This is a genomic window from Thalassotalea litorea (genome assembly GCF_043642205.1).
Taxonomy (GTDB): domain Bacteria; phylum Pseudomonadota; class Gammaproteobacteria; order Enterobacterales; family Alteromonadaceae; genus Thalassotalea_A; species Thalassotalea_A litorea.
Genome location: NZ_JBHZSG010000008.1, coordinates 53,110 through 73,460, shown reverse-complemented (window position 1 = coordinate 73,460; position 20,351 = coordinate 53,110). Strand labels below are relative to the sequence as shown.

The 20,351-nt window shown below is 42.8% G+C and carries 17 protein-coding genes; all 17 read right to left on the bottom strand.

All coding sequences use genetic code 11. The features are described 5' to 3' along the window. Nucleotides 1-282: 282 nt before the first annotated feature. The gene (locus ACHUFQ_RS06305) at nucleotides 283-825 is read right to left on the bottom strand and encodes a hypothetical protein (protein ID WP_394174017.1); all 543 of its coding nucleotides are present in this window, start codon (nucleotides 823-825) and stop codon (nucleotides 283-285) included. 99 nt (nucleotides 826-924) lie between these two features. Then, nucleotides 925-3,213, bottom strand: coding sequence for a GumC family protein (locus ACHUFQ_RS06300; RefSeq protein ID WP_394174015.1), 2,289 nt, complete (start codon nucleotides 3,211-3,213; stop codon nucleotides 925-927). Nucleotides 3,214-3,222: 9 nt separating this feature from the next. Further along, nucleotides 3,223-3,792, bottom strand: a complete 570-nt coding sequence (locus ACHUFQ_RS06295) for a polysaccharide biosynthesis/export family protein (RefSeq protein ID WP_394174013.1) — start codon at nucleotides 3,790-3,792, stop codon at nucleotides 3,223-3,225. Nucleotides 3,793-3,857: 65 nt separating this feature from the next. Continuing rightward, a complete protein-coding gene (locus tag ACHUFQ_RS06290; RefSeq protein WP_394174011.1) occupies nucleotides 3,858-5,111 on the bottom strand; it encodes an outer membrane beta-barrel protein in 1,254 nt (417 codons plus the stop codon). Between the two features lie 128 nt (nucleotides 5,112-5,239). Then, nucleotides 5,240-6,682 (bottom strand): O-antigen ligase family protein, encoded by a 1,443-nt coding sequence (locus tag ACHUFQ_RS06285; protein WP_394174009.1) that lies wholly within the window; start codon nucleotides 6,680-6,682, stop codon nucleotides 5,240-5,242. Nucleotides 6,683-6,743: 61 nt separating this feature from the next. Further along, nucleotides 6,744-7,157, bottom strand: coding sequence for a hypothetical protein (locus ACHUFQ_RS06280; RefSeq protein WP_394174007.1), 414 nt, complete (start codon nucleotides 7,155-7,157; stop codon nucleotides 6,744-6,746). 135 nt (nucleotides 7,158-7,292) lie between these two features. Then, the gene (locus tag ACHUFQ_RS06275) at nucleotides 7,293-8,456 is read right to left on the bottom strand and encodes a nucleotidyltransferase family protein (RefSeq protein ID WP_394174005.1); all 1,164 of its coding nucleotides are present in this window, start codon (nucleotides 8,454-8,456) and stop codon (nucleotides 7,293-7,295) included. A gap of 143 nt (nucleotides 8,457-8,599) precedes the next feature. Continuing rightward, nucleotides 8,600-9,919 carry a hypothetical protein gene (locus ACHUFQ_RS06270; protein WP_394174003.1) on the bottom strand — a complete coding sequence of 440 codons (1,320 nt, stop codon included), beginning with the start codon at nucleotides 9,917-9,919 and terminating at the stop codon, nucleotides 8,600-8,602. Between the two features lie 53 nt (nucleotides 9,920-9,972). Then, the gene (locus tag ACHUFQ_RS06265) at nucleotides 9,973-10,200 is read right to left on the bottom strand and encodes a hypothetical protein (protein WP_394174001.1); all 228 of its coding nucleotides are present in this window, start codon (nucleotides 10,198-10,200) and stop codon (nucleotides 9,973-9,975) included. Nucleotides 10,201-10,407: 207 nt separating this feature from the next. Beyond that, the gene (locus ACHUFQ_RS06260; protein ID WP_394173999.1) at nucleotides 10,408-12,483 is read right to left on the bottom strand and encodes a M13 family metallopeptidase; all 2,076 of its coding nucleotides are present in this window, start codon (nucleotides 12,481-12,483) and stop codon (nucleotides 10,408-10,410) included. A 308-nt stretch (nucleotides 12,484-12,791) separates the two neighbouring features. Further along, entirely contained in the window at nucleotides 12,792-13,397 is a 606-nt protein-coding gene (gene cysC / locus ACHUFQ_RS06255) for an adenylyl-sulfate kinase (RefSeq protein WP_394173997.1), read from the bottom strand. Between the two features lie 121 nt (nucleotides 13,398-13,518). Continuing rightward, nucleotides 13,519-15,249, bottom strand: coding sequence for an SLC13 family permease (locus ACHUFQ_RS06250; RefSeq protein WP_394173995.1), 1,731 nt, complete (start codon nucleotides 15,247-15,249; stop codon nucleotides 13,519-13,521). A gap of 169 nt (nucleotides 15,250-15,418) precedes the next feature. Beyond that, nucleotides 15,419-16,825 (bottom strand): sulfate adenylyltransferase subunit CysN, encoded by a 1,407-nt coding sequence (gene cysN / locus ACHUFQ_RS06245; RefSeq protein ID WP_394174072.1) that lies wholly within the window; start codon nucleotides 16,823-16,825, stop codon nucleotides 15,419-15,421. 101 nt (nucleotides 16,826-16,926) lie between these two features. Further along, a complete protein-coding gene (gene cysD / locus ACHUFQ_RS06240; protein ID WP_394173993.1) occupies nucleotides 16,927-17,826 on the bottom strand; it encodes a sulfate adenylyltransferase subunit CysD in 900 nt (299 codons plus the stop codon). A 220-nt stretch (nucleotides 17,827-18,046) separates the two neighbouring features. Further along, nucleotides 18,047-19,309 (bottom strand): hypothetical protein, encoded by a 1,263-nt coding sequence (locus ACHUFQ_RS06235; RefSeq protein ID WP_394173991.1) that lies wholly within the window; start codon nucleotides 19,307-19,309, stop codon nucleotides 18,047-18,049. After that, nucleotides 19,309-19,935 (bottom strand): energy transducer TonB, encoded by a 627-nt coding sequence (locus ACHUFQ_RS06230; protein ID WP_394173989.1) that lies wholly within the window; start codon nucleotides 19,933-19,935, stop codon nucleotides 19,309-19,311. Before ACHUFQ_RS06230 ends, ACHUFQ_RS06235 begins: the two co-directional genes overlap by 1 nt. Nucleotides 19,936-19,937: 2 nt before the next feature. Beyond that, nucleotides 19,938-20,342: an ExbD/TolR family protein gene (locus ACHUFQ_RS06225; RefSeq protein WP_394173987.1), complete on the bottom strand. Its 405-nt coding sequence runs from the start codon at nucleotides 20,340-20,342 to the stop codon at nucleotides 19,938-19,940. Between the last annotated feature and the right edge of the window lie 9 nt (nucleotides 20,343-20,351).

Genomic DNA, 20,351 nt, shown 5'->3' with positions numbered 1-20,351 from the left:
AATGTCCATACCAAACGAAGCATTGAAACGAAAAAGTGTTTCGTTATGCAAAATAATCACGTTACAAACAGGGAATGTTTTTCAAGGGAGGTAGTTGTGATCCAATGTGCTATTCAAAGAAACCTGAATATAGACCACTACGTTGTAATGACTTATCCCTTAAGCCCGTTTTTTGTTATTAAAAACAGTATAGAAGAGATAACAGAAGTCGCCATAAACAACGCCATAATCATCCTACAAAATCACAGAGCAAACGCTTTAAGTTGTTGGATTTAAGTGTTTTTATTTATTTCCAAGAAGATTGTATGAGGCCTCGACAGAAGCGAAAAGTTGCGGGTAATAGTCTCGAAGTACGGGACCTAATTGTTGATATGCTAATTTAACTTCCGGGCTGTTTTTACCGACGGCATAGGCATTTTTCAGATAGCTAACCATTTCCATATCAAATTCCTGCATTCGCCATTTCAACATGGCTAATGCGGCCCAGGTACCCGGCCAGGTTGGTCGCGTCGAAGTAGATTGCAGATATAGCTGTTTGGCTTGGCGCAACGCTGTCGCTCTGGGTTGCCCTATTCCCTCATCTGCCCCCCACTCTAGTATCTGCGCTTTGATCTCCAGATATTGATTGTGGCCAGAATGAAACAATAACGCTTTGTTGGCATAATCCAGGGCCTGACGATAGTCTTCCTCATTGATGAGCTGGGTGTCAATTTGCCAGCGCTTAACTCGCACTTCCGCTTGCTTGAAATAAATGTTTGCAAGTCCATAAGAGCTTGCCAGCAGCGTTAAAATCAATAATGGAATAATCAAACATGCTTTTTTCATTGATTCAAAAATCCCATCAAAGCGCGTACCTTTGCCCATCACAATACATATCGCCAAGCACCGTGCTCAACAATGGGCACACTTAGGCCTGTCAAGCACTTAACTATTGTAGCCATATTGATCGTAATAGCCTTCAAACGCCTGATAGGCTTGCGCTTTATTCATATCAACCCGATTCAATACAACCCCAGAGATATCCACGCCAGAAGTGCGCAGACGTTTCAGGCCTGCTTTGATTTGCTGTTCTTTGGTCGCTTCCGCTTTGACCACATAAATCAGGGCATCACTTACGCCTGCAATCAAAATAGCGTCACTTACCGCCAAAATCGGCGGAGTATCAATAATGATTCGATCATAGTTGCTTCTCAGATTGGCAATCAAGGATTTGAATTTCGCACAGGATAATAATTCTTGCGGGTTTGGCGCCATATCTCCAGCCACCATAATATCCATCTGATTATGTTTATCATGCACAATACATTGTTCTAATTCGTGGGTACCCGCAATATAATTTGCCAGTCCAGGTTGTGTTTTCGCGATAGAAAAGTTCTTCGCAATACTTGGGCGGCGCATATCCGCATCAATGATAATGGTTTTTTGTAACTGACCAATCGCATAAAACAAATTCGAGCTCAATTGCGTTTTGCCTTCACCGGGCAGTGTCGAAGTAACCGCGATAGTTTTTGCCTGAGACTCAATATTTAACATTTGCAAACTGGTACGGATAGTCCTCACCGCTTCACTAAACCCATGCTCTTTGTCCTGCAAATAATAATCCGCTGGCAGCGACGCAGGGTCTTGCTTATTCTGTCCGTTAATGATTTCCCGCAATGTCCGCGATTGATTGCCATCTTTATGCATCGCAATCAAAGGAATGATGCCTAACAAGGTTTGCGACAACTTTTGTTCGACGTCTTCGGCGCTACGAATGGTAGCGTTTAACGCCTCTAATAGCAGAACGCAGGCCACACCGAGCATCGACGATAGCATCATCGCTAATACCACGACCAACTTCTTGCGAGGCTTGGACGGAGCATATGGCGTTGTCGCTGGATCAATAATACGACCAACCGACGTTTCAAAACCTTCTAGTTGAGCGGTTTCTTTTAATCTTGAGAAGAAGGCCTCATATAAATTGCGATTGGTCTCAACATCCTGAAGTAAATCACGATGCTGGTTTTCAATCCGGGTCAAACGTTGAAACTTTGCTTTTGCGGTTTCAATGGCCTGATTAATTTGCCTCACTCGCTGTTTCGCCTGACTTGTATCAGTACCCAGGCTGCGAATTAACAACGACACTTGTTGCTCAATATTGGTCTGTGCTTTGGCAAGCTCAGCATTTACCGCGATCATTTTCGGATGTTTAGGTCCGTAGACAAACGCTAACTCCTGTTTTTTCGCTTCTATCGATAATTTTTGCTGCTGCAGGTTTTGAACCGATGGGTGATTGAAAATCTCCGGCACACTATTGATGTAGTCCAATGACAAGCCGTTTTCCATTTGCGTGTTTTGCAGCAATGAGCTAATTAATTCACTTTGATCGACCAGTTGCTGAGCGCGGGTAAGCTCTCCAGAAAGCTCTTCTAATTCTCGAGCCGCCAGGCTTTTAATGCCGCGTACATCTACCAGCGATTCTTGTTCCTGAAACGCTGCCAATCGCTCCTCTGCCGTCTCAAGCTTTTGTTTTAAGCCTGACATACTAGCATTTAACCAGGTCGCGGATTTTTCAATGCGATCAAGGTTTACGTCCATATGATTATCAAGATACGCTCTGGCAATGGCATTGGCTAAGGTTGCAGCCAGTTCCGGCGATTCAGACTCAAAACCAATCGTCACCACCTGGGTCTTTGACACGGGTGACGCTGACATATTGCCCCAGACATAACCAATTACTGCGTCGCGTTTCAGACTAGCTTTTTCTGCCGTCGATAAGGCCGGTGCCGGTGGTTGCGGATTGACTAAGTTAACAATCGTTTCTTTAAGGCCTGGTTTATATTCTTGGGGCTGGTTGAAGAAGGGATGCTCCGTCAAATTCAGGGTATCGACAACCTTTTGCGCCACCTTACGGGAGCGAATAATCTCAAGTTGTGAATAATAATACTCTTGGGCATTGGTCGATTCGCCATAGACATCGTCAAGTTGTAACACTCGATTTTGTTCCGCTTCTAATAGCAAACTGGCCGATGCGACATAAATGGGGGTTTTTGATGACATCACCATAGCCGTTAGCATGGTAACCATTGCCGAGAAGCCAATAATAACCAGTTTATGGCGCCAGACGACGCGGATCAGTTTCCCTAAATCAATTTCGTCATGATTAACATAATCGCCGCCAGACTCGGAGGTTATATTGGCTGGAGTATGATGCCCCTTATTACTTAACGTCACAGGCAACTCCTAAAAGAAACTTTGCTTAATGGAAATAATGTCACCCGGACCAATCAGGGTGTGCTGGTCTATGGGTTGTGGACGTTTATCATCAACACCACTTTTGACAATATAGATTTTGTCCAGCGAAGCCCGTTCGGTAAACCCACCGGCCAACGCGGCAGCTTTGGCGACAGTCAGCCCAGGTTGATAAGGGTAGCCTCCGGGCTTTTTAACTTCACCGTCAATAAAAAAAGGGCGATATGTAATGATACTTACCGACACATTGGGGTTAATCAGGTAATCGCCCTTTAACCCTTGATGAATAGCCTGTTCTACTTGATACAGAGTTAACCCCTGAATGGTAATTTCTCCCAAAAATGGGTAGTTAATTTTACCACTGTCATTTAATAGCAGTTCCCGGGAAAGTTCTGGTTCACCATACACCTCGATGGCAATTTTATCGCCACTATCGATACGATATTCCTGGACCTGGATTTTCGAAGCGTTAGCACTAAATCCTGAAAAAATGATAATCAACAGCCAGGTGAAAACCAGGGCTTTAGAAAGGTAAGTTGAGCAAGAAGAGTGAGCTATCATGGAATGTACCAACTTCTATTTTTCTACGACTAAGGCTTTAAATAAAAAAGCCAATCTATTTATGGTTACAAAGATAACAATACCGACACGGTAAAATGCGTACCCGAGTAATCGAAAATTTCCAGATTACTGTCTCGGTCGGTATAATTTACAGCTGCGATAATATCGATGTTTCGTCGCATATGATAATGCGTTTTAAGGTTATACACGCCATTATCGTCTTCGCGCACTGAACCATTATATTTATCATGGCTGGAAGCGATATTAATCGTGGTCGACAATCGTTCAAGCCATTTATGATGCCAACTTAAGCCAAAATAGGTGTTATCAATGGAATTACCCTGGCCTTTTTGTTCGGTGGTCTGTCTTGAGGTTGAAAAATCAAAATTCGAATAAGTTAAAGGTGTCCAAAGTACACCAACAAGCCAGCGCACCCCGGATGCTTCACCGCGATTTTGAGAGTCAAATTCTTTACGCTCGTAACCTAACTTCGCATAACCTGTGGTTAACCTCGTTGATTCCCACTCCACTCCCAAATAAAAACCATCCTGTTTGCTATCTAAGTTATCCGGCTGAAATGGATCATCCGCATAATTGAAGTTGCGAATGCTTAAATCAGCGGTTAACTGAGTTTTGCCGGTAAGGCGGCGAAAGAAGGTTGCGCCAATTTCGTTCATCGAATATTCCCGCCAACGGGTAAAATCGATTTCACCTGGATCCAATCCGTTACCAACTTCAAGAATGTCAATATTGAGGTCAGATTCATAAACACTTTCCCAGGACACATCCCGGACATTGGCTTTCAAATCAATTCTGGCAACCGCCGACAACGCGCCATAGCTATAGACCGCTCCGGCCTCGCTGACGGTGAACTGTGTAGGCTTTTTATAATATTCGCCAAAGCCAATCGAATAACCATCGCCACGTTGCTCATGATCAATGATATAATCGCCAAAAATACGGAACCGATTATAACGATCAAGCACCCACTTAATATCGCCGTTTAGGGCCTGGTTTGTATAATTATCATCAGAACTTGCATAGTAATAAGCGCTATCGATTTCATAGGAAAACTGATAAAGATCGCCACCATAATCTTTCTCCAAAGCAAATTTTGGTTTGATTTGGGTGATCCAGGAGTCAATCTCTTCTTTGCCGGAACCGGCGTTTAAAATATTAGAATCAAAGCTCTGCTCAACGGCAACCGTTGGCATGAAATCAAATCCGCCAAGTTTCATTACCTGAGGCTCTACCGCAGCTACCATTCCCGAATAAGCCATCAAGAAAAGCAGAACAATATTATTCTTTTGCAACATCATATTGGGGGTGACATTCTTATTATTAGCGCTTAAGTGTATGGTAATTAATTAGAGAGGCAATCGCAACGATTAAAAAAACATCAAACAGACTTTGGTTACTGGTACTGCGGGTGTTTCGTCTGAGGTTTTTAAGGTCGGCTAAACTTGTCCTTGAGCGGCATTTGATTAAAATCGAAGCGGCAAAGCCAGGCCAGACAAAGAATAATAATAAAATAAACAGAGTTGCTTGGGGATTGCAGGTTAAAGTCAACACTTATATGCAATAACATCGCGATTATTGCCATCTGGCATCCAACCGAAGTGCCGCGGATCAAGCTGCGCTTGCGATGCTTCATTGCCCAAAACGCATGTAAAAACGACAATACAACAAGCGCCCCGATGATCAGCGTGAAGATAATCCCATATTCCACAACAAACTGAACATAATCGTTATGGGCATGATCGTAGAACCCTTTAACCTCCTGTTGTGCAACCCGCGGATAGACACTATAAAAACTGCCGGCACCGGTACCGGTTAATGGAAATTCTCCCATCAAGGTTAAACTGTCGAATGCGACATTGTCCCGAGTTTCCGCAGCCAGACTGGTATTTTCAATACGGTGTTTCACCTTTTCAAGGCCAAACCAGCTCCCCAGGATCAGTGAATCAATAATTAATACACTGATAAATAATAGGATCATGGGTTTACGCTCTGTGCCTGGCTTATTTCTATGCACCCAGATACATAACCCTAAGGTTAAGGTCAAAGAAACAAAGAAAGCGGCATTTCCCATGCGCGAATGGGATAACACTAAGGCGATAACCATCATGGCTAAACTTAACCGCAAAATCAGTTTTCCCGATGAATAGCTTTGCAAAAACCGCATCAAAGCGCTCTTTTGGCTTCGCTTTGAATGGGCAAATATATGGGAGAGTAGCCAACCGGTTGTCATGCTGGCCGATAACAGCAAAAAGTTGGCAAAATGATTGCGATAGATAAACGTGCCGCTGGCATTGCCTTTTAGGCTGATGTCATAAAACCAGGCATAACCGTTGCTTTCTAAAAGCGTCATCACACCATAGCTCGCTTGAAATACGCCGGCGCTGATGAGTACGAATAACAGATAACGAAGTTTAGCGATGGAATCGATGTGCCAAAAGACTAAGCAGGCAATACTCAGATAAGACAACGATTTAATTGTCATAACTTGACTTTGATAAGGGTCAAGAGAGATGGGGAGCCAAACTGAGGATTGATTTTCTAATCCACCAGGTGCGATTAAACTGTGCAAATGCACCGCTTCTGGATTAATGAATTCTACGAAATAGGAAGGTAACGGCAAGCCTTGAAAAAGCTGCCAAGCACAAAATAACGCGAGTAAAAATAAAAACCACCGATAAGGACGTAACCGAGACTTTAACCGCTGCCAATCAGAAGTAGCCAGGCACCAAAGCAACAGCATAAAGCTTAGCACTTCCATCAGTGCCCACGCCCAAGGGCGATTAGATCCTAACGGAATGGGCAACCAGAAGATTAAAACGAGGAGCAGATAAAACTGTAACCCATGAGACGATTTAAGAATCATCTTCATCGAAGATACTCCACCAGGTAACGATTACATCAATAATGCAAGGCGTTAATCCACCAACACATTAATTTGAAGACACGGTAATTTGCCCAGAACCCAAACCACCATTACCATTCCCGCCCCCTAATGATTTAGGGGCATGCGGTGGTGCTAAATTCAATTTACGTCGAGTTTGGTCGATTCTTTCTTTGGCGGTGCGCTCATCTTCTTTTTTCTGACTCTCAGGACTTTCTGATTCCTGCGCTACCGCTGCAGATTCAGGCAACATAGTCTGTTGCGTTGTCTGAGGCGTTGTCTGCTGAGCATTGACTGGCTGAGACTCGGTCGCTGACAAAGCGGACGCGGTTACCTGTGCGGCAACCTCTTCAGAGTTCGATGTTTGCTCGGCATTTGCGTGTAATGACACAGCCCCAACAAATAAGCTTGCGAGCATTGGAAGCAACGTGTTTTTCGCATTATTTAGATTAATCACTGACATACAAGGGGCTCTAATTATTATTAATTGTGATTGATTATTTTTCAGTCTAACAAGAAATATTGTGATTGAAAACTCATGCTAACAAAATCAATTTTAACCTGACGCTGCACTTAAACCAGGCAGATGAGTCATTCGTTACTCACCCGCCCAAAAATTTTGCCTGCTTTCGCGATCCGAAGCCAGTTTTAAATGACGAGCAAAATGTCTCATTCGCCCCTTTAAAATACCAATTATCCCATTAACATCGTAGGTGAAAGCAATTTGCCCGGCGCTATACCCAGATAATAACCGACGCACCTTGTACCAGGATTTTCGAAGTCTGGAGCTATTACAGAACAACTCAATACGTTTTTCGATATGCTGTGCACTTTTTTGATAATCCCGAGTCACCGCTGTCGAATCGTTAAATAACAGCTGTAAACCTAACAAAGCTGCATGTAATACATGTTCCTGGTTTGCCATTTGAAAATGCTTTTCAACTAAACGCCAATCGATATCGTCATGATAATGAGCTAGTAAGCTGTGCAAATGAAAAAACTGTCTTAAATCCAATTGTTTTTCAGCATACCCTAAATGCGATATTTCACTGTGAGCGATACACATGACGACTTGCATGGTAGGACTTAATTGTTGCACATAAAGTGCTTGTCCAAGTGCTAATGGCTGCACCGATTGTAATATCTGTGCATTGCTCAGTACCGTGCTCGCCGGGTATTTTAGCGCTTGTTTGTGAATTTCAACCCGACACATACTCTCTGGTAAGCAAAGTGACGGTGCATGATGGTGATTAGGCGAATGCAGCGCGTGGGGCGACTCATCAGTTTGATAACCATGGCTTTGCAACAATTCAAACGCCTGCTGCTGTTTATCGTCTGGGACCAGAATATCGATATCGCACATATACCTTATGCCAGGCGATGGATAGGTAGAATTAAACAAACTTGCCGCGCCTTTCAGTAACGTTTGTTCGATTTTGGCATCATCCAATAATTGACAGACGCTTTGCGCTTCTTTTTTTATATCGATATTGCGCTGGCGATATAAGGTACTGACTTCATTTAAATATTGTTGCAGGATGTGAGGAAGTTGCACGAATATATTGAGCTTTTTCAAACGATAGCACAAGGCACTGGTAAGCCAGTAATGATTGGATAATTCGATGATCGGCAGATACAGCTCTTCGGTTTGCAGTGCGATGATTAAATCATGGTCGATATCCGTAGGCTTAGTATTTGCTGAAATCAACAACCCTAAATCTAAAAAGGTCCGTCGCGTTATTTTGATGTGCTTAGCGCCCATAAGTTATTGCCTATATTAATAATTTATTCTAATCGGATCAGGGGCTGGTATTATTGGGGGCATTACTGCCATTAAATGTCAGTATTCATGGTTTTAACATACCCTTTCAGGCCCGATATTTAAAGAGAAAAAGGCGCTTTTTGTTATCTGGCCAGGATTTGTTCAAATCTTCGATATGCCATTTTTGAAGATGTATAGGTTAAGGTTTCGCAGCTCGACTTGGAAAATAGTGTGACTATTGCCATAACATCAGCAAATGCCAATTCTTTACCTACCTGATAACCGCCCTGGGTCATCAGCTCTATTGTATCAATGACCGTTAGTGGCGTGATCAATGGTTGTTGTGGATGGTGTGGATTTGCCTTCAAATCCTGATCCGGCGTAAAATTGGGCGCAATAAAATGTAATGTTTGTGGTTGCGCGTTTGATACAACCGGTTTTGGCTCGATGAATCCATCACAATCAGGCCAAACGTATTTGACCTGTCTGCCATCTTTTAGATGCCACACAGGTTGTTGCGTTATATGTGGATACTCTGCCCTGACTTGTTGCCAGGCACCGCGTTTGATGGCAATAGGCATCGGGATGGTTAGGGGTTGAAATTCGTCATTAAATGCAATCATTTCATCGGAATGAACGAAAAAACCTCGCTTGGCTAAATACGACGTCAAGGTTGACTTACCCACCCCTGATTTACCTGGTAATAAAAATACATGCTCCCCTTTTGACAGCGCCGCGCCATGAAAGCAAAATCGAAAAGGCGTGCTTTGAAACGTCAGTATTTGCATCCGCTCAATTAACACGGGAGCAACTTGATTGAATGCCAATTTAGACTCGATTACTTGAGAGTTTGAAACGAATTCGAAGAGTTCTACTTCACAAGCGTTACAATCATTAGCCACTTCGTAAGTCTTGCGATAGTTTCGAACAACAAACTCCATCATCACCGATTGCGAAGAAAGCTCTCTAGTTAGCAATACGGGTTCTAATAAAGCAGCCAGAACATTTCTTAATTTTTGTTGTTCGATAAAAAGCTTAAACCCGACAGCGCCAATTTCAATACATAATGGTTCCACGAATTCATCTTTATTGCCTGAATCAGTAAATAAGGGATTTAAAGGTTGATACGGGATATTTTTAATTTCAGGATACAAGCCATCAGAATATGTCTCGGCTTGTGTAGTCTGGATTTCACTAGGGTAATGGTTAACGTCTTTGGATGATTCATAGATATCCGAAACTACACGATAGCTAGCTATGATATCTTTCTTGGAAACACCACCTAACCGGGAAACTTCAATAAGACATTGGCTTTCATCAAAGCCAAGATCGATAGCAAGTAAAATCGCTATGCTTGACGATTGGAGTTTATGTAAAGTCTGAGTAGTTGCGCAATATAGTAATCCCTTTTCCTCTTCGACAAATAGACTTAATTGTTTATTTGCCAATGAAACAATTTGCATGGCATACCTTTGCATACAACTGGAGAGCAGTACTTTATTCTAGACAATAATGATTAACCAAACCCCTTCGGCTTCGGATTAGAACATGCGGCTGGAGGATTAGGCCTGGAACAGGCTGTTGAGCTTGGCGCAGCCGATGTTTTAGGTGTCATTAACGCTGTGACCGCTAAAGGTGTGATAGCCGCCAACTTTCCATATTTTTTCATAAACTGACGCCGCGCTTGCTCGGGTGTCAGCTCGTCAATATTGGTATTTTCTTGTTGTTGTTCGCTATTTTTCATTACCGCACTCTCGTTATAAGTTTAACTTATTGAAACTTATGGGGGTTAACCTCATGCTGCACTATCTTAAAAAGGATCCTGTTGAAAAGCAAGGACTAAGAAATTCGCATGATAAGTAACCTAGCATGCACATAGATAGACCTTGCCCGTAATTTCGCCAACATAAAAGGTAGGTTAATAAAAAAGGGAGCCTAAGCTCCCGTTTAACTACCAGATTTTCACCCGTTTTTCCGGCGCAATATACATCTTGTCGCCTTCCTTAATACCGTAAGTTTCAACAAACTCCGGCATATTGGATAACGAGCCTAATGTCCGGAACTGGCCTGGAGAATGGGAATCGGTAGCTACGCGCTGGCGCATGCCCTTTTCAGTACGCTTGCCGCGCCAAACCTGTGCCCATCCCATAAAGAATCGCTCGTCACCGGTTAGGCCATCAATAACCGGCGCTTGTTGGCCGTTTAGAGAGTTTTGATAGGCACGATATGCTATCGTCAGACCGGATAAGTCACCAATATTTTCACCGAGTGTCAGTTCACCGTTAACATTCAAATCGTCAAACACCTGATAACCATTGTATTGTTCAACCAATTGATTAGCTCGCTTTTTAAACTCCGCTAAATCATTTTCGGTCCACCAGTTTCGCAGGTTACCTTCGGCATCATAACGACTCCCTTGATCATCAAAGCCGTGTCCCATTTCATGGCCAATGACCGCACCTATGCCACCGTAATTGACCGCATCATCCGCTTGCATATCAAAAAACGGTGGCTGCAGGATTGCCGCCGGGAATACGATTTCGTTCACCGTAGGATTATAGTAAGCGTTCACTGTTTGCGGGGTCATATGCCATTCCCACTTACGGATTGGCCCATCAAGCTTTTCCAATTGTTTTTCAAAGCCTACCAAATCCGCACTTTGTAAGTTGGCAATCAAGGTATCTGCATGAATGTTAATGGAAGAATAATCTTCCCATTTATCTGGGTAACCGATTTTTGGGGTAAAGGCCGCTAATTTAACACGTGCGGCTTTTTTGGTGTCTGCAGACATCCAGTCCAGGCCGTCGATACTTTCACCATAAGCCACGCGCAGGTTTTCAACCAACTCTGTCATTCTGGCCTTTGCTTCAGGTTTAAAGTGTTTCTTCACGTAAACTTGTGAAATTATCTCCCCTAAATTGCCATTGATTAAGCTGACACCGCGTTTCCAACGAGGTTTTTGCTCCTGCTGACCATTGATGTTTTTACCATAAAACTCAAAATTTTGCTGATCGAGTTCGCTCGTTAAATAGGACGCGTAACCATTAATTACTTGCCAGTTTAAATACGTTTTCCAGTCTTCCATCGACACATTACTAACTAACTCGCCAAACCCTTTAACAAAGTCAGGTTGGTTAATGATTATATCTTTTTGGTCACTGACTCCGAGCGTTTTCAGCCATGCAGTCCAGTTAAACTTATCGGTTGCGGTGTTTAATTCAGATACCGCAAACTTGTTATATCGCGCTTCACTATTTCGGGTTTGTACCCGGGTCCAGTGTAATTCTGCAAGTTTGGTTTCAAGCGCCATAATGGATTTAGCCGCCTGTTTACCGTTTTTCATGCCGGCAAGGGCAAACATTTTTTCGATATGGGCAACATAATCGTTACGCATATCTTCAAAGCGCTGTTCTTGATTAAAATAATAATCGCGATCCGGCAAGCCTAGTCCAGAGTGCCATATATGTCCGGCATAACGAGAAGATTGCTTTGCATCAATACTGACGTAGTAATACAGAGGTGAGTCCAGACCAGTAATTTGCGATTTCGCAAAATAACTGGCCAATTCATCTTTATTCGCAAGTGATTGTATTTCATCAAACAAAGGCTTTACCGGTGTCATACCTAATGCATTTAACCGGGTCTCGTCCATGTATGACTTAAACAAATCCGCAACTTTCTGCTCATCGCTGCCTTTTGCTAAAGAATCAGAGGCCGCCAGCTCTTCAATTATGGCCCTGACATCTTCGTCGGCTTTATCTCGCAAATCATAAAATGAGCCTATAGCCGTTTTATCCGCTGGCATCGGATGCGAATCTAACCAACCACCATTAACATACAAGTAAAAATCGTCCTGAGGACGTACGGATTTATCCATATTAGCTTTTTCAATACCTGACGTTAGCTTGGTTTTTTGTGTCGTTATTTCAGATGTTTCAGGTTTAACATTACTGTTCGCAGGTTCGCTATTGCAGCCACTTAACAGCAAAAAGGACGTGCATAATGCGCCCGTGATCATGGTTTTCATTTTTGTCTTCCAAATTAATGCATGGATTTAGTCGAGATTGATATTACGTTGAACAATCAAGTTGGTCTAGGGGATCAAAAATTTTGTTACAAAAGAAAGGGTAAAGGGACAGGCATGGAGAGAATTTAAAAACCACCGTCGTGTCGTAATAAGGTTTAATTGTTGGAGATACGTTGCGCGTCGAACGGATAAATACAGAGTGTGTTTTCGATGTGGCATCGCTGTATTTGCAATACCCCGGAGCTTACATCTTCGACCGGAAAACCATCCATGGTCTCCCGATTAAATTGTGCGGACAGACATTAAATCTAATCGATATAACCATTGTCGATGAGATAATTTACCACCTGAGTGGCACAGGCCAGGATGTCCTGTTCAGCGGTTTTTACGTGAATTTCGGGCGCCGCAGGTACATCGTAGTCTGAATCAATCCCGGTAAAATCTTTTATTTCCCCTGCACGTGCCTTTTTATATAGCCCTTTAGGATCCCGTTGTTCGCAAATCTCGATGGGTGTATCGATAAAAACTTCAACAAACTCACCTTGCTCTAATAAGTTTCTCGCCATATCCCGATCAGACTGAAACGGTGAAATAAAGGCCGTAGACACGATTAAACCTGAATCGACAAACAATTTTCCTACCTGACTAATTCGACGTATGTTTTCAATACGATCATCGTCTGAAAAACCAAGGTCACCATTTAATCCATGTCGCACGTTATCGCCATCTAACAGGTAGGTGTGACACTTTCGCTCAAACAATAGATCATCAACGGCATTGGCGACCGTAGACTTACCTGAACCACTTAAACCGGTATACCATAGCAGACAGGGGCGTTGTTGTTTTAATCTGGCACGATCAGATTTACTCACCTGTTGAGGGTGCCAAACCGTGTTTTCTGTTTTCATATTCATTCCTTTTTATATGCGATTACCTTGCTAATAATTTAACCAAGCAAAGCGATATATGAATCTTTGGATTCGGTTCAAATGTTAGTAACTATCAATAATTGAAAGCTCTTCGCAGTGTTTCTCGTTAAAACGGAAACACTTGCGGGATCATAAATAACACTACCGCGATATACGTCAGGGACACCGGAATACCGGCTTTAACGAAATCTTTTAAACGGTAATTACCGGCGTTGAATACCATAACATTGGTCTGATATCCATAAGGGCTGATAAAGCTGCCGCTTGCGCCAAAAGCAACTGCCATGATAAATGGTAGCGGATTCACACCCAGACCAATTGCAATGTTATAAGCGATGGGGAATATCAACGCGGCCGCCGCATTATTGGTGATTAACTCGGTCATAAGCAAGGTGATAATGAAGACTGCGGCAAACGCGAATATCGCACTTTGTCCAGACAAAAAGTTGTGAACATGAAGTGCAATAACCTGAGATAACCCTGTCGATTCCAGCGCGGTTGCCAGTGTTAATGCACTAACCACTATGACCCAAATTTCCAGCGGAAATCTTCGTTTGATTTCGTTAATGCTAAGACAACGTGTCGCAAATAACGCCGCCATGAAAAAAATCAGACATTTTAATAACGGGACTTCAAATATGACCGAGGTAGAAATCGCCCCCAAAAATCCAAATAGCGTAAATTTATCGCGCCAACCAGTGAGCATGTTGTCCGGTTTTACCCCGGTGATGATGTAAAAATTCTTACTTAAGTTGGTGCGGGTTATAAAATCTTTACCAACCGCCAACACCAGAAAGTCTCCTGATTGAATTACCAGTTCGCCAAGTTTTCCGGAAAGCGTAGCACCCTCGCGGCGAATGGCTACGACAGCCGCATCGAAGCGTGCGCGAAAGCCCGCTTGCTTTAACGTCATGCCAATAATCGCACTACCTGGCTTAATCAGCACCTGAGTCAGATTATCCCGCAATAGCCCATCTTGCTCAGCAAACAGCTTCAGACCATCAAATTGCTGCAAAATAAAGACTTTTGAGATATCTCCGGTAAAGATTAATTTGTCTCCTGGTCGCAGAAACTCTTCCGGGGTGACCGGTGAAATCAAATGCCCATGACGAATGATTTCTACCAAAAACAGTGAATCGATATTTCTTAACCCATTCTCTTCAATCGACTGGCCAATCAATTTAGAGTCTTCGGTAACTTCGGCTTCTACAAAATAATGTTTTTCGCTTTTCGTGGTGGCTTCGGTAAACGGCAACGTTTTAAGGCGAATAAACAAGACTATTAGACAAGCAATAAGCGCAGTAAGACCAATCAGGGTGAAATCAAAAAATTTCAGCCCAGGCAAGCCTTGATCGATCAGCATTGAGTTAACAATCAAATTGGTAGACGTTCCTACCAGAGTCAAAGTACCCCCCAATATCGCTGCATAGGACACAGGCAATAATAACTTTCCTGGATTTATAAATTTGTTGTTTTTGATTGGTGATATTAACGTTGCAACAACCGCGGTATTATTTAGAATCGCTGACGCCAGTGCGGTGCCTATCAACGTTCGCAGGTAAGATTTAAATTTATGCTTAGAAATCATCCTATTTGCGAGAATGCGCAGAAAACTTGTGCGTTCCAGCGCGAATGAGCAAGTAATTAGCAAGATTAGGGTAATTAACCCTGGATTAACGGCATTGGTGAATATTTGTTTGGTACTAACAAATGAAAAACTTAAACAGACGATAGTAGAAACTGCAAAAACGCGTTCGGGGACATTTTGAAATTTAATCAATCCTGCAAAGGTGGCGATAAATATACCCACCATAAACCATTGATCAATATTTAGCATGAATAGCCTATGACTCTTGTCAGAACCGGTACATTAAACTGACAACAATTTTCGACCTGAGTTCTAACTTATTGTAATAATTCGTTTAAGATAACGTATGAGTAATGGTGTGGCAAGTAGAGAAAGGCCGGTCTCAAACCGGCCTAAGTAACTTTCGCTCGAGCCTGACTTAGATAGCTTTACAGTCCCACTCTGGGAATGTACTACGAATAAAGGCATTTAAATCTTTCTCTGCCTGGGTATATTCGCGAACATCGCTACTACCTTCATCTGCAACGACAGTGTCTGTGATCATACCGGCGCCGACCGTAATATTAGTCAAACGATCGATAATCACAAAGGAACCTGTACCCTGCACTTTAGTGTACTCATCGATGACTACCTGAGAATTCGTCTGCACGACACATGAGGCTATCTCATTAAGTTGCATTTCGCTTTCATCAATGTGTTCCATGGTGTTGACATCGATTCGATAGTCGATCTTATTCACCCGTCCGTAGGTATTCTTGGTGCCTATCTTAAACTCGTATTCCTTACCTGGTTGCATGGCAGCATCGCTCATCCATACAATGGTTGCTCTGAACTTATCAGATGCAGTGGAAAGTTTGTTGGATTTGACCAGGACATCGCCTCGGGATACATCAATTTCATCATTTAGCGTAATCGTTACCGCTTGGCCAACGGAAGCTGATTCAAGATCACCATCTGCTGTCACGATACTCTTTACCGAAGATGATTTTCCTGACGGCATAGCGGTAATCACGTCACCGACATGAATGATGCCACCGGATATGGATCCACAAAATCCGCGAAAATCCAGATTAGGGCGTGTCACATATTGGACCGGAAAACGAAAATCTTCGGTGTTTTTGTCAGAATCGACTTTCACCGTATCCAGTAGTGCCATCAAGGTTGCCCCTGGATACCATTCCATATCATCAGACTTGTTTACGACATTATCGCCTTTTAGTGCAGAGATAGGCACGAAACGTACATCAGGAATGTCCAATTGTTCGGCAAAGGTTTTGTAATCTTCTTTAATTTTACGATAAACGTCTTGTGAGTAATCCACCAAATCCATTTTATTTACCGCAACGATAATATGCTTTATGCCAAGTAAAGAGCAGATATAGCTGTGGCGTTTGGTTTGTGTTTGTACGCCATAACGGGCATCAATCATAACAATAGCGAGATCGCAGTTTGATGCGCCTGTCGCCATGTTGCGGGTATATTGTTCGTGGCCTGGACAATCGGCAATGATAAATTTACGTTTTTCAGTGGCAAAATAGCGATACGCCACATCAATGGTAATGCCCTGCTCTCGTTCTGACTGCAAGCCATCGACCAACAAGGCTAAGTCAAATTCTTCATCCGTTGTGTTGAATTTTTTAGAATCTGATTTTATTGCTGCCATGTGATCTTCAAAAATCAATTTCGAATCATGGAGTAAGCGGCCGATCAGGGTCGATTTACCATCGTCAACGTTGCCGCAGGTTAAAAATCGAAGCATATCTTTATTTTCATGAACTTTTAAGTAAGCTTCAATATCGGTCTCAAGTAAGGTTTGTTCGTTCATTGCGTTCATCATAATTTCCGTGAATTTGTCGCTCTATTGCTCAATACTGTCGTTTTCTCGAACTTAAACACCTAGTGTGCTTAAGTCATCAACGCTGAGCTTTAGAAGTAGCCTTCCATTTTTTTCTTTTCCATCGAACCGGAAGAATCGTGATCAATGACACGTCCCTGGCGTTCTGAGGTTTTTGTCAATAACATTTCCTGAATGACTTCAGGTAAGGTTGTCGCTTCAGACTCAACAGCTCCCGTTAATGGATAACAACCAAGGGTACGGAAACGAACCATTTTTTGCTCTGGAACTTCACCTTCTTTTAGCGGCATACGATCATCATCGACCATAATCAACGTACCGTCTCGCTCAACCACAGGGCGTTTCGCAGAAAGATAAAGCGGAACGATTTCGATATTTTCTAAATAGATATATTGCCAGATATCCAGCTCTGTCCAATTTGACAATGGAAAGACACGAATACTTTCGCCTTTATTAACCTTGCCATTGTAGGTATTCCAAAGTTCAGGGCGCTGACTCTTCGGGTCCCAGCGATGGTTTTTATCTCTGAAAGAATAAACACGCTCTTTCGCGCGAGATTTTTCTTCATCGCGACGGGCGCCACCGAAAGCCGCATCAAACTGATGTTTATCCAGCGCCTGCTTTAAACCCTGAGTTTTCATAATATCAGTGTATTTTGCACTACCGTAATCGAACGGGTTTACATTGGCTGCTCGCCCTTCTTCATTGGTGTGAACGATCAAGTCCATACCATATTTTTCAGCCGTTTTATTACGAAATTCAATCATTTCTTTGAATTTCCAAGTGGTGTCAACGTGCATTAAAGGAAAGGGTGGCTTTGCCGGGTAAAAGGCTTTCATCGCCAGGTGCAACATTACCGCAGAATCTTTGCCGATAGAGTACAACATAACAGGGTTATCAAATTCAGCAGCGACTTCCCTGATGATATGAATAGATTCAGCTTCCAGCTGTTTGAGATGTGTTAAGTTCATGAGTAACCGATATTGTTATTAAAATTCAAATTCGAATGGCTTAAATTATTCCATAATTTGCCCATTTATACTACGAAAGTTTCGAAGCAAATTATTGTATTCGTGTATATGTTATAGCTCATAATCATTGCTAGAGCGAATGCTTTAAATAATTGAAGCCTACAAAAATAAAAAACCAGCCCGGAGGCTGGTTTTTTTTGTTCAAACATCAACGGAGAACTTAAATCTTAACCTTTTTACGGTCAGCAGTATCTTTGATGTACTGCGCCCAGCTGCGAGCAGCTTTACGGGATTTAGGGTCTTCCTGAGCTTTTTTAATTGATGCATAAGCTTCTTTAAACTTTTCCTGGTAGAAGTATGCTTCCGCCATGGTCATGTATACAGAACCTTTATTATCAATGCCCAAGTCAATGGCTTTTTGTAGTGCTTTAGTCGCTGCATCATACTGCTCTGACTGTTGCAACAAAAGACCTTGACGTCGGTAATGTTTCGCATCGTTAGAAAGCTTCGCCGTATCACCGAAATATTTCGCTGCCGTCTTCACTTCCTGAGCCGCATGGAATGAGTTTGCCATGGTAAACATGTTCTCAGTCGTGCGCGGAATCAAACCACTATCGATATACTTTTCCATCAGCTTAGCCGATTTAATCGGTACATCGTTATTAGCGTATAGATTCGCTAACATTTTGATTTCTGATTCTTTCTCCAGGAAACCTTGTTTGTAAGCCAAGTCAAGTGTGTACAATGCGCGGTCATAGTCTTCAACTAAGGTGTAAAACATACCTAGCTGAGTCCACCACGTTTTGTTCTCAGGGAACAATTGCAACACTTCTTCAAGAACTTTCACCGACTCTGGGTACTTCTTGCGCTCGTAAAACGACGTAAGTTTCAAGATATATGGATTTTGATTTGGCTCTTCAAATAAAGCAATGGCTTTATCGGCTGGCGCAATCATTTTATCCAGTTCTTTCAACTCATAATGAGCCTGAGCAATTTTTACGTAAGCATTGGCATCTTCTTCGCCGGTATATTTCATCCAGGCATCGTAGTTACCAAGTGCTTCGCGATACATTTTTTGTTGAATCTGCAAGTCGGCAAGCAACTTGAGAGAATCAGCATGCTCTTTATCGTTAAGAACGTCGTCTTTAGTCGCTTTTTCAAGATACTCGACGGCTTTCGCACTGTTTGCGTCACCACCTTTAGTGGCGTACATATTAGCGATAAAGCGATCAACATAGGCACGGTCGTATTCTTTAGACGTTTCAATTTCCAAAAGAATCACCAGCGCATCGTCGATACGGTCTTCGGAATAGGCTTCAAAAGCTTTTTGAACTTTCTTACCTACGGATTGACCAACGATTTTCGTCTTTTTCTTTGGCTTTTTTGCCTGCTGCTCTGCAGCAGCGACTTGCGTCGCTACTGGCAAAGTTGCGGTGGCAACAAAAGCAACCAGTAAGGATGAACTAATAAGTTTTTTAAGCATTACTGTGCACCTCCGTCCTGGCTCATCTTGAAGTCAAGCTGAACTGTCATACCTGGTTGTTTGATAGGTTTACCATCAACAATTTTTGGCTTGTATTTCCACTTACGAAGGGCGCGTTTAGCTTCCTTATCGAAAATACGTTTAGGCTCTGCAGCAATAACCGATACGTCTTCCACACCGCCAACTTCGTTAATGGTAAAGCTCAGCTGAACCCAGCCTTCCTTACCATCACGAGCCGCTTGAATTGGGTATTTAGGCTCAATTCGAACGATTGGCGTTGCTTCACCGTCGCGACCAAATCCTGCACCTGGACCTTCCATCCCGGCAGAAGCACCGGATAATTCAACACCAGGGACGTTAAACGACAACCCTGCGTTGTTATTACTTGTGTCAGGCTCCGGAGCTTGTGGCTTCGGCGGAGTCTTAGGTGGCGGTGGCGGCGGCGGTGGTACGCGTTTGCGCTCCTGAACACTTGATTTAGGTGGCGTAGAAACGATGTCGATGATCACTTGTTCTTGATCACCAGCGTTACGTTTTGCTCCACCTGAAATCAGGAATGCCATGAAGACAAACAGACCAAAGGTTACAGCCACGCCCAATAGTATTGACACTAAAAAGCGAACCATAATTATGCACCTGTTGCTGCAGCAATAGAAATCTTATCGATTCCTGCATCCTTAATTGCATCCATCACTTTAACAACGACGCCGTGACGAGCGCCTTTGTCAGCCTGGATGATTACTATATCCGTTGGTTGTTCAGCAAGTAGCTTTTCGATGTTCGCAGAAACACGTTCAACATCAACTACACGCTTGTCCATCCAAATCTCACCATTCTCACGAACCGCAATAAAAATGTTCGCAGACGGTTTCTTACTTGCATTAGCCGCTTTCGGCTTTTGCACATCAATACCAGCTTCTTTAACAAACGAAGTGGTTACGATGAAGAAGATAAGCATAATGAAGACGATGTCTAGCATCGGCGTCATATCAATTGCCGCTTCTTCTTCTTCACGAGTACGTTTACGTCCCATTAGAAAATC

What these genes read in the sequence shown, in the direction of transcription:
- ACHUFQ_RS06305 (WP_394174017.1), bottom strand. Translation starts at nt 825, where the DNA reads ATGAAAAAAGCATGTTTGATTATTCCATTATTGATTTTAACGCTGCTG.
- cysC (WP_394173997.1), bottom strand. Translation starts at nt 13,397, where the DNA reads ATGAATATGAAAACAGAAAACACGGTTTGGCACCCTCAACAGGTGAGT.
- ACHUFQ_RS06260 (WP_394173999.1), bottom strand. Translation starts at nt 12,483, where the DNA reads ATGAAAACCATGATCACGGGCGCATTATGCACGTCCTTTTTGCTGTTA.
- ACHUFQ_RS06265 (WP_394174001.1), bottom strand. Translation starts at nt 10,200, where the DNA reads ATGAAAAATAGCGAACAACAACAAGAAAATACCAATATTGACGAGCTG.
- ACHUFQ_RS06280 (WP_394174007.1), bottom strand. Translation starts at nt 7,157, where the DNA reads ATGTCAGTGATTAATCTAAATAATGCGAAAAACACGTTGCTTCCAATG.
- ACHUFQ_RS06250 (WP_394173995.1), bottom strand. Translation starts at nt 15,249, where the DNA reads ATGCTAAATATTGATCAATGGTTTATGGTGGGTATATTTATCGCCACC.
- ACHUFQ_RS06275 (WP_394174005.1), bottom strand. Translation starts at nt 8,456, where the DNA reads ATGGGCGCTAAGCACATCAAAATAACGCGACGGACCTTTTTAGATTTA.
- ACHUFQ_RS06290 (WP_394174011.1), bottom strand. Translation starts at nt 5,111, where the DNA reads ATGATGTTGCAAAAGAATAATATTGTTCTGCTTTTCTTGATGGCTTAT.
- ACHUFQ_RS06270 (WP_394174003.1), bottom strand. Translation starts at nt 9,919, where the DNA reads ATGCAAATTGTTTCATTGGCAAATAAACAATTAAGTCTATTTGTCGAA.
- ACHUFQ_RS06225 (WP_394173987.1), bottom strand. Translation starts at nt 20,342, where the DNA reads ATGGGACGTAAACGTACTCGTGAAGAAGAAGAAGCGGCAATTGATATG.
- cysN (WP_394174072.1), bottom strand. Translation starts at nt 16,825, where the DNA reads ATGAACGAACAAACCTTACTTGAGACCGATATTGAAGCTTACTTAAAA.
- ACHUFQ_RS06285 (WP_394174009.1), bottom strand. Translation starts at nt 6,682, where the DNA reads ATGAAGATGATTCTTAAATCGTCTCATGGGTTACAGTTTTATCTGCTC.
- cysD (WP_394173993.1), bottom strand. Translation starts at nt 17,826, where the DNA reads ATGAACTTAACACATCTCAAACAGCTGGAAGCTGAATCTATTCATATC.
- ACHUFQ_RS06295 (WP_394174013.1), bottom strand. Translation starts at nt 3,792, where the DNA reads ATGATAGCTCACTCTTCTTGCTCAACTTACCTTTCTAAAGCCCTGGTT.
- ACHUFQ_RS06230 (WP_394173989.1), bottom strand. Translation starts at nt 19,935, where the DNA reads ATGGTTCGCTTTTTAGTGTCAATACTATTGGGCGTGGCTGTAACCTTT.
- ACHUFQ_RS06235 (WP_394173991.1), bottom strand. Translation starts at nt 19,309, where the DNA reads ATGCTTAAAAAACTTATTAGTTCATCCTTACTGGTTGCTTTTGTTGCC.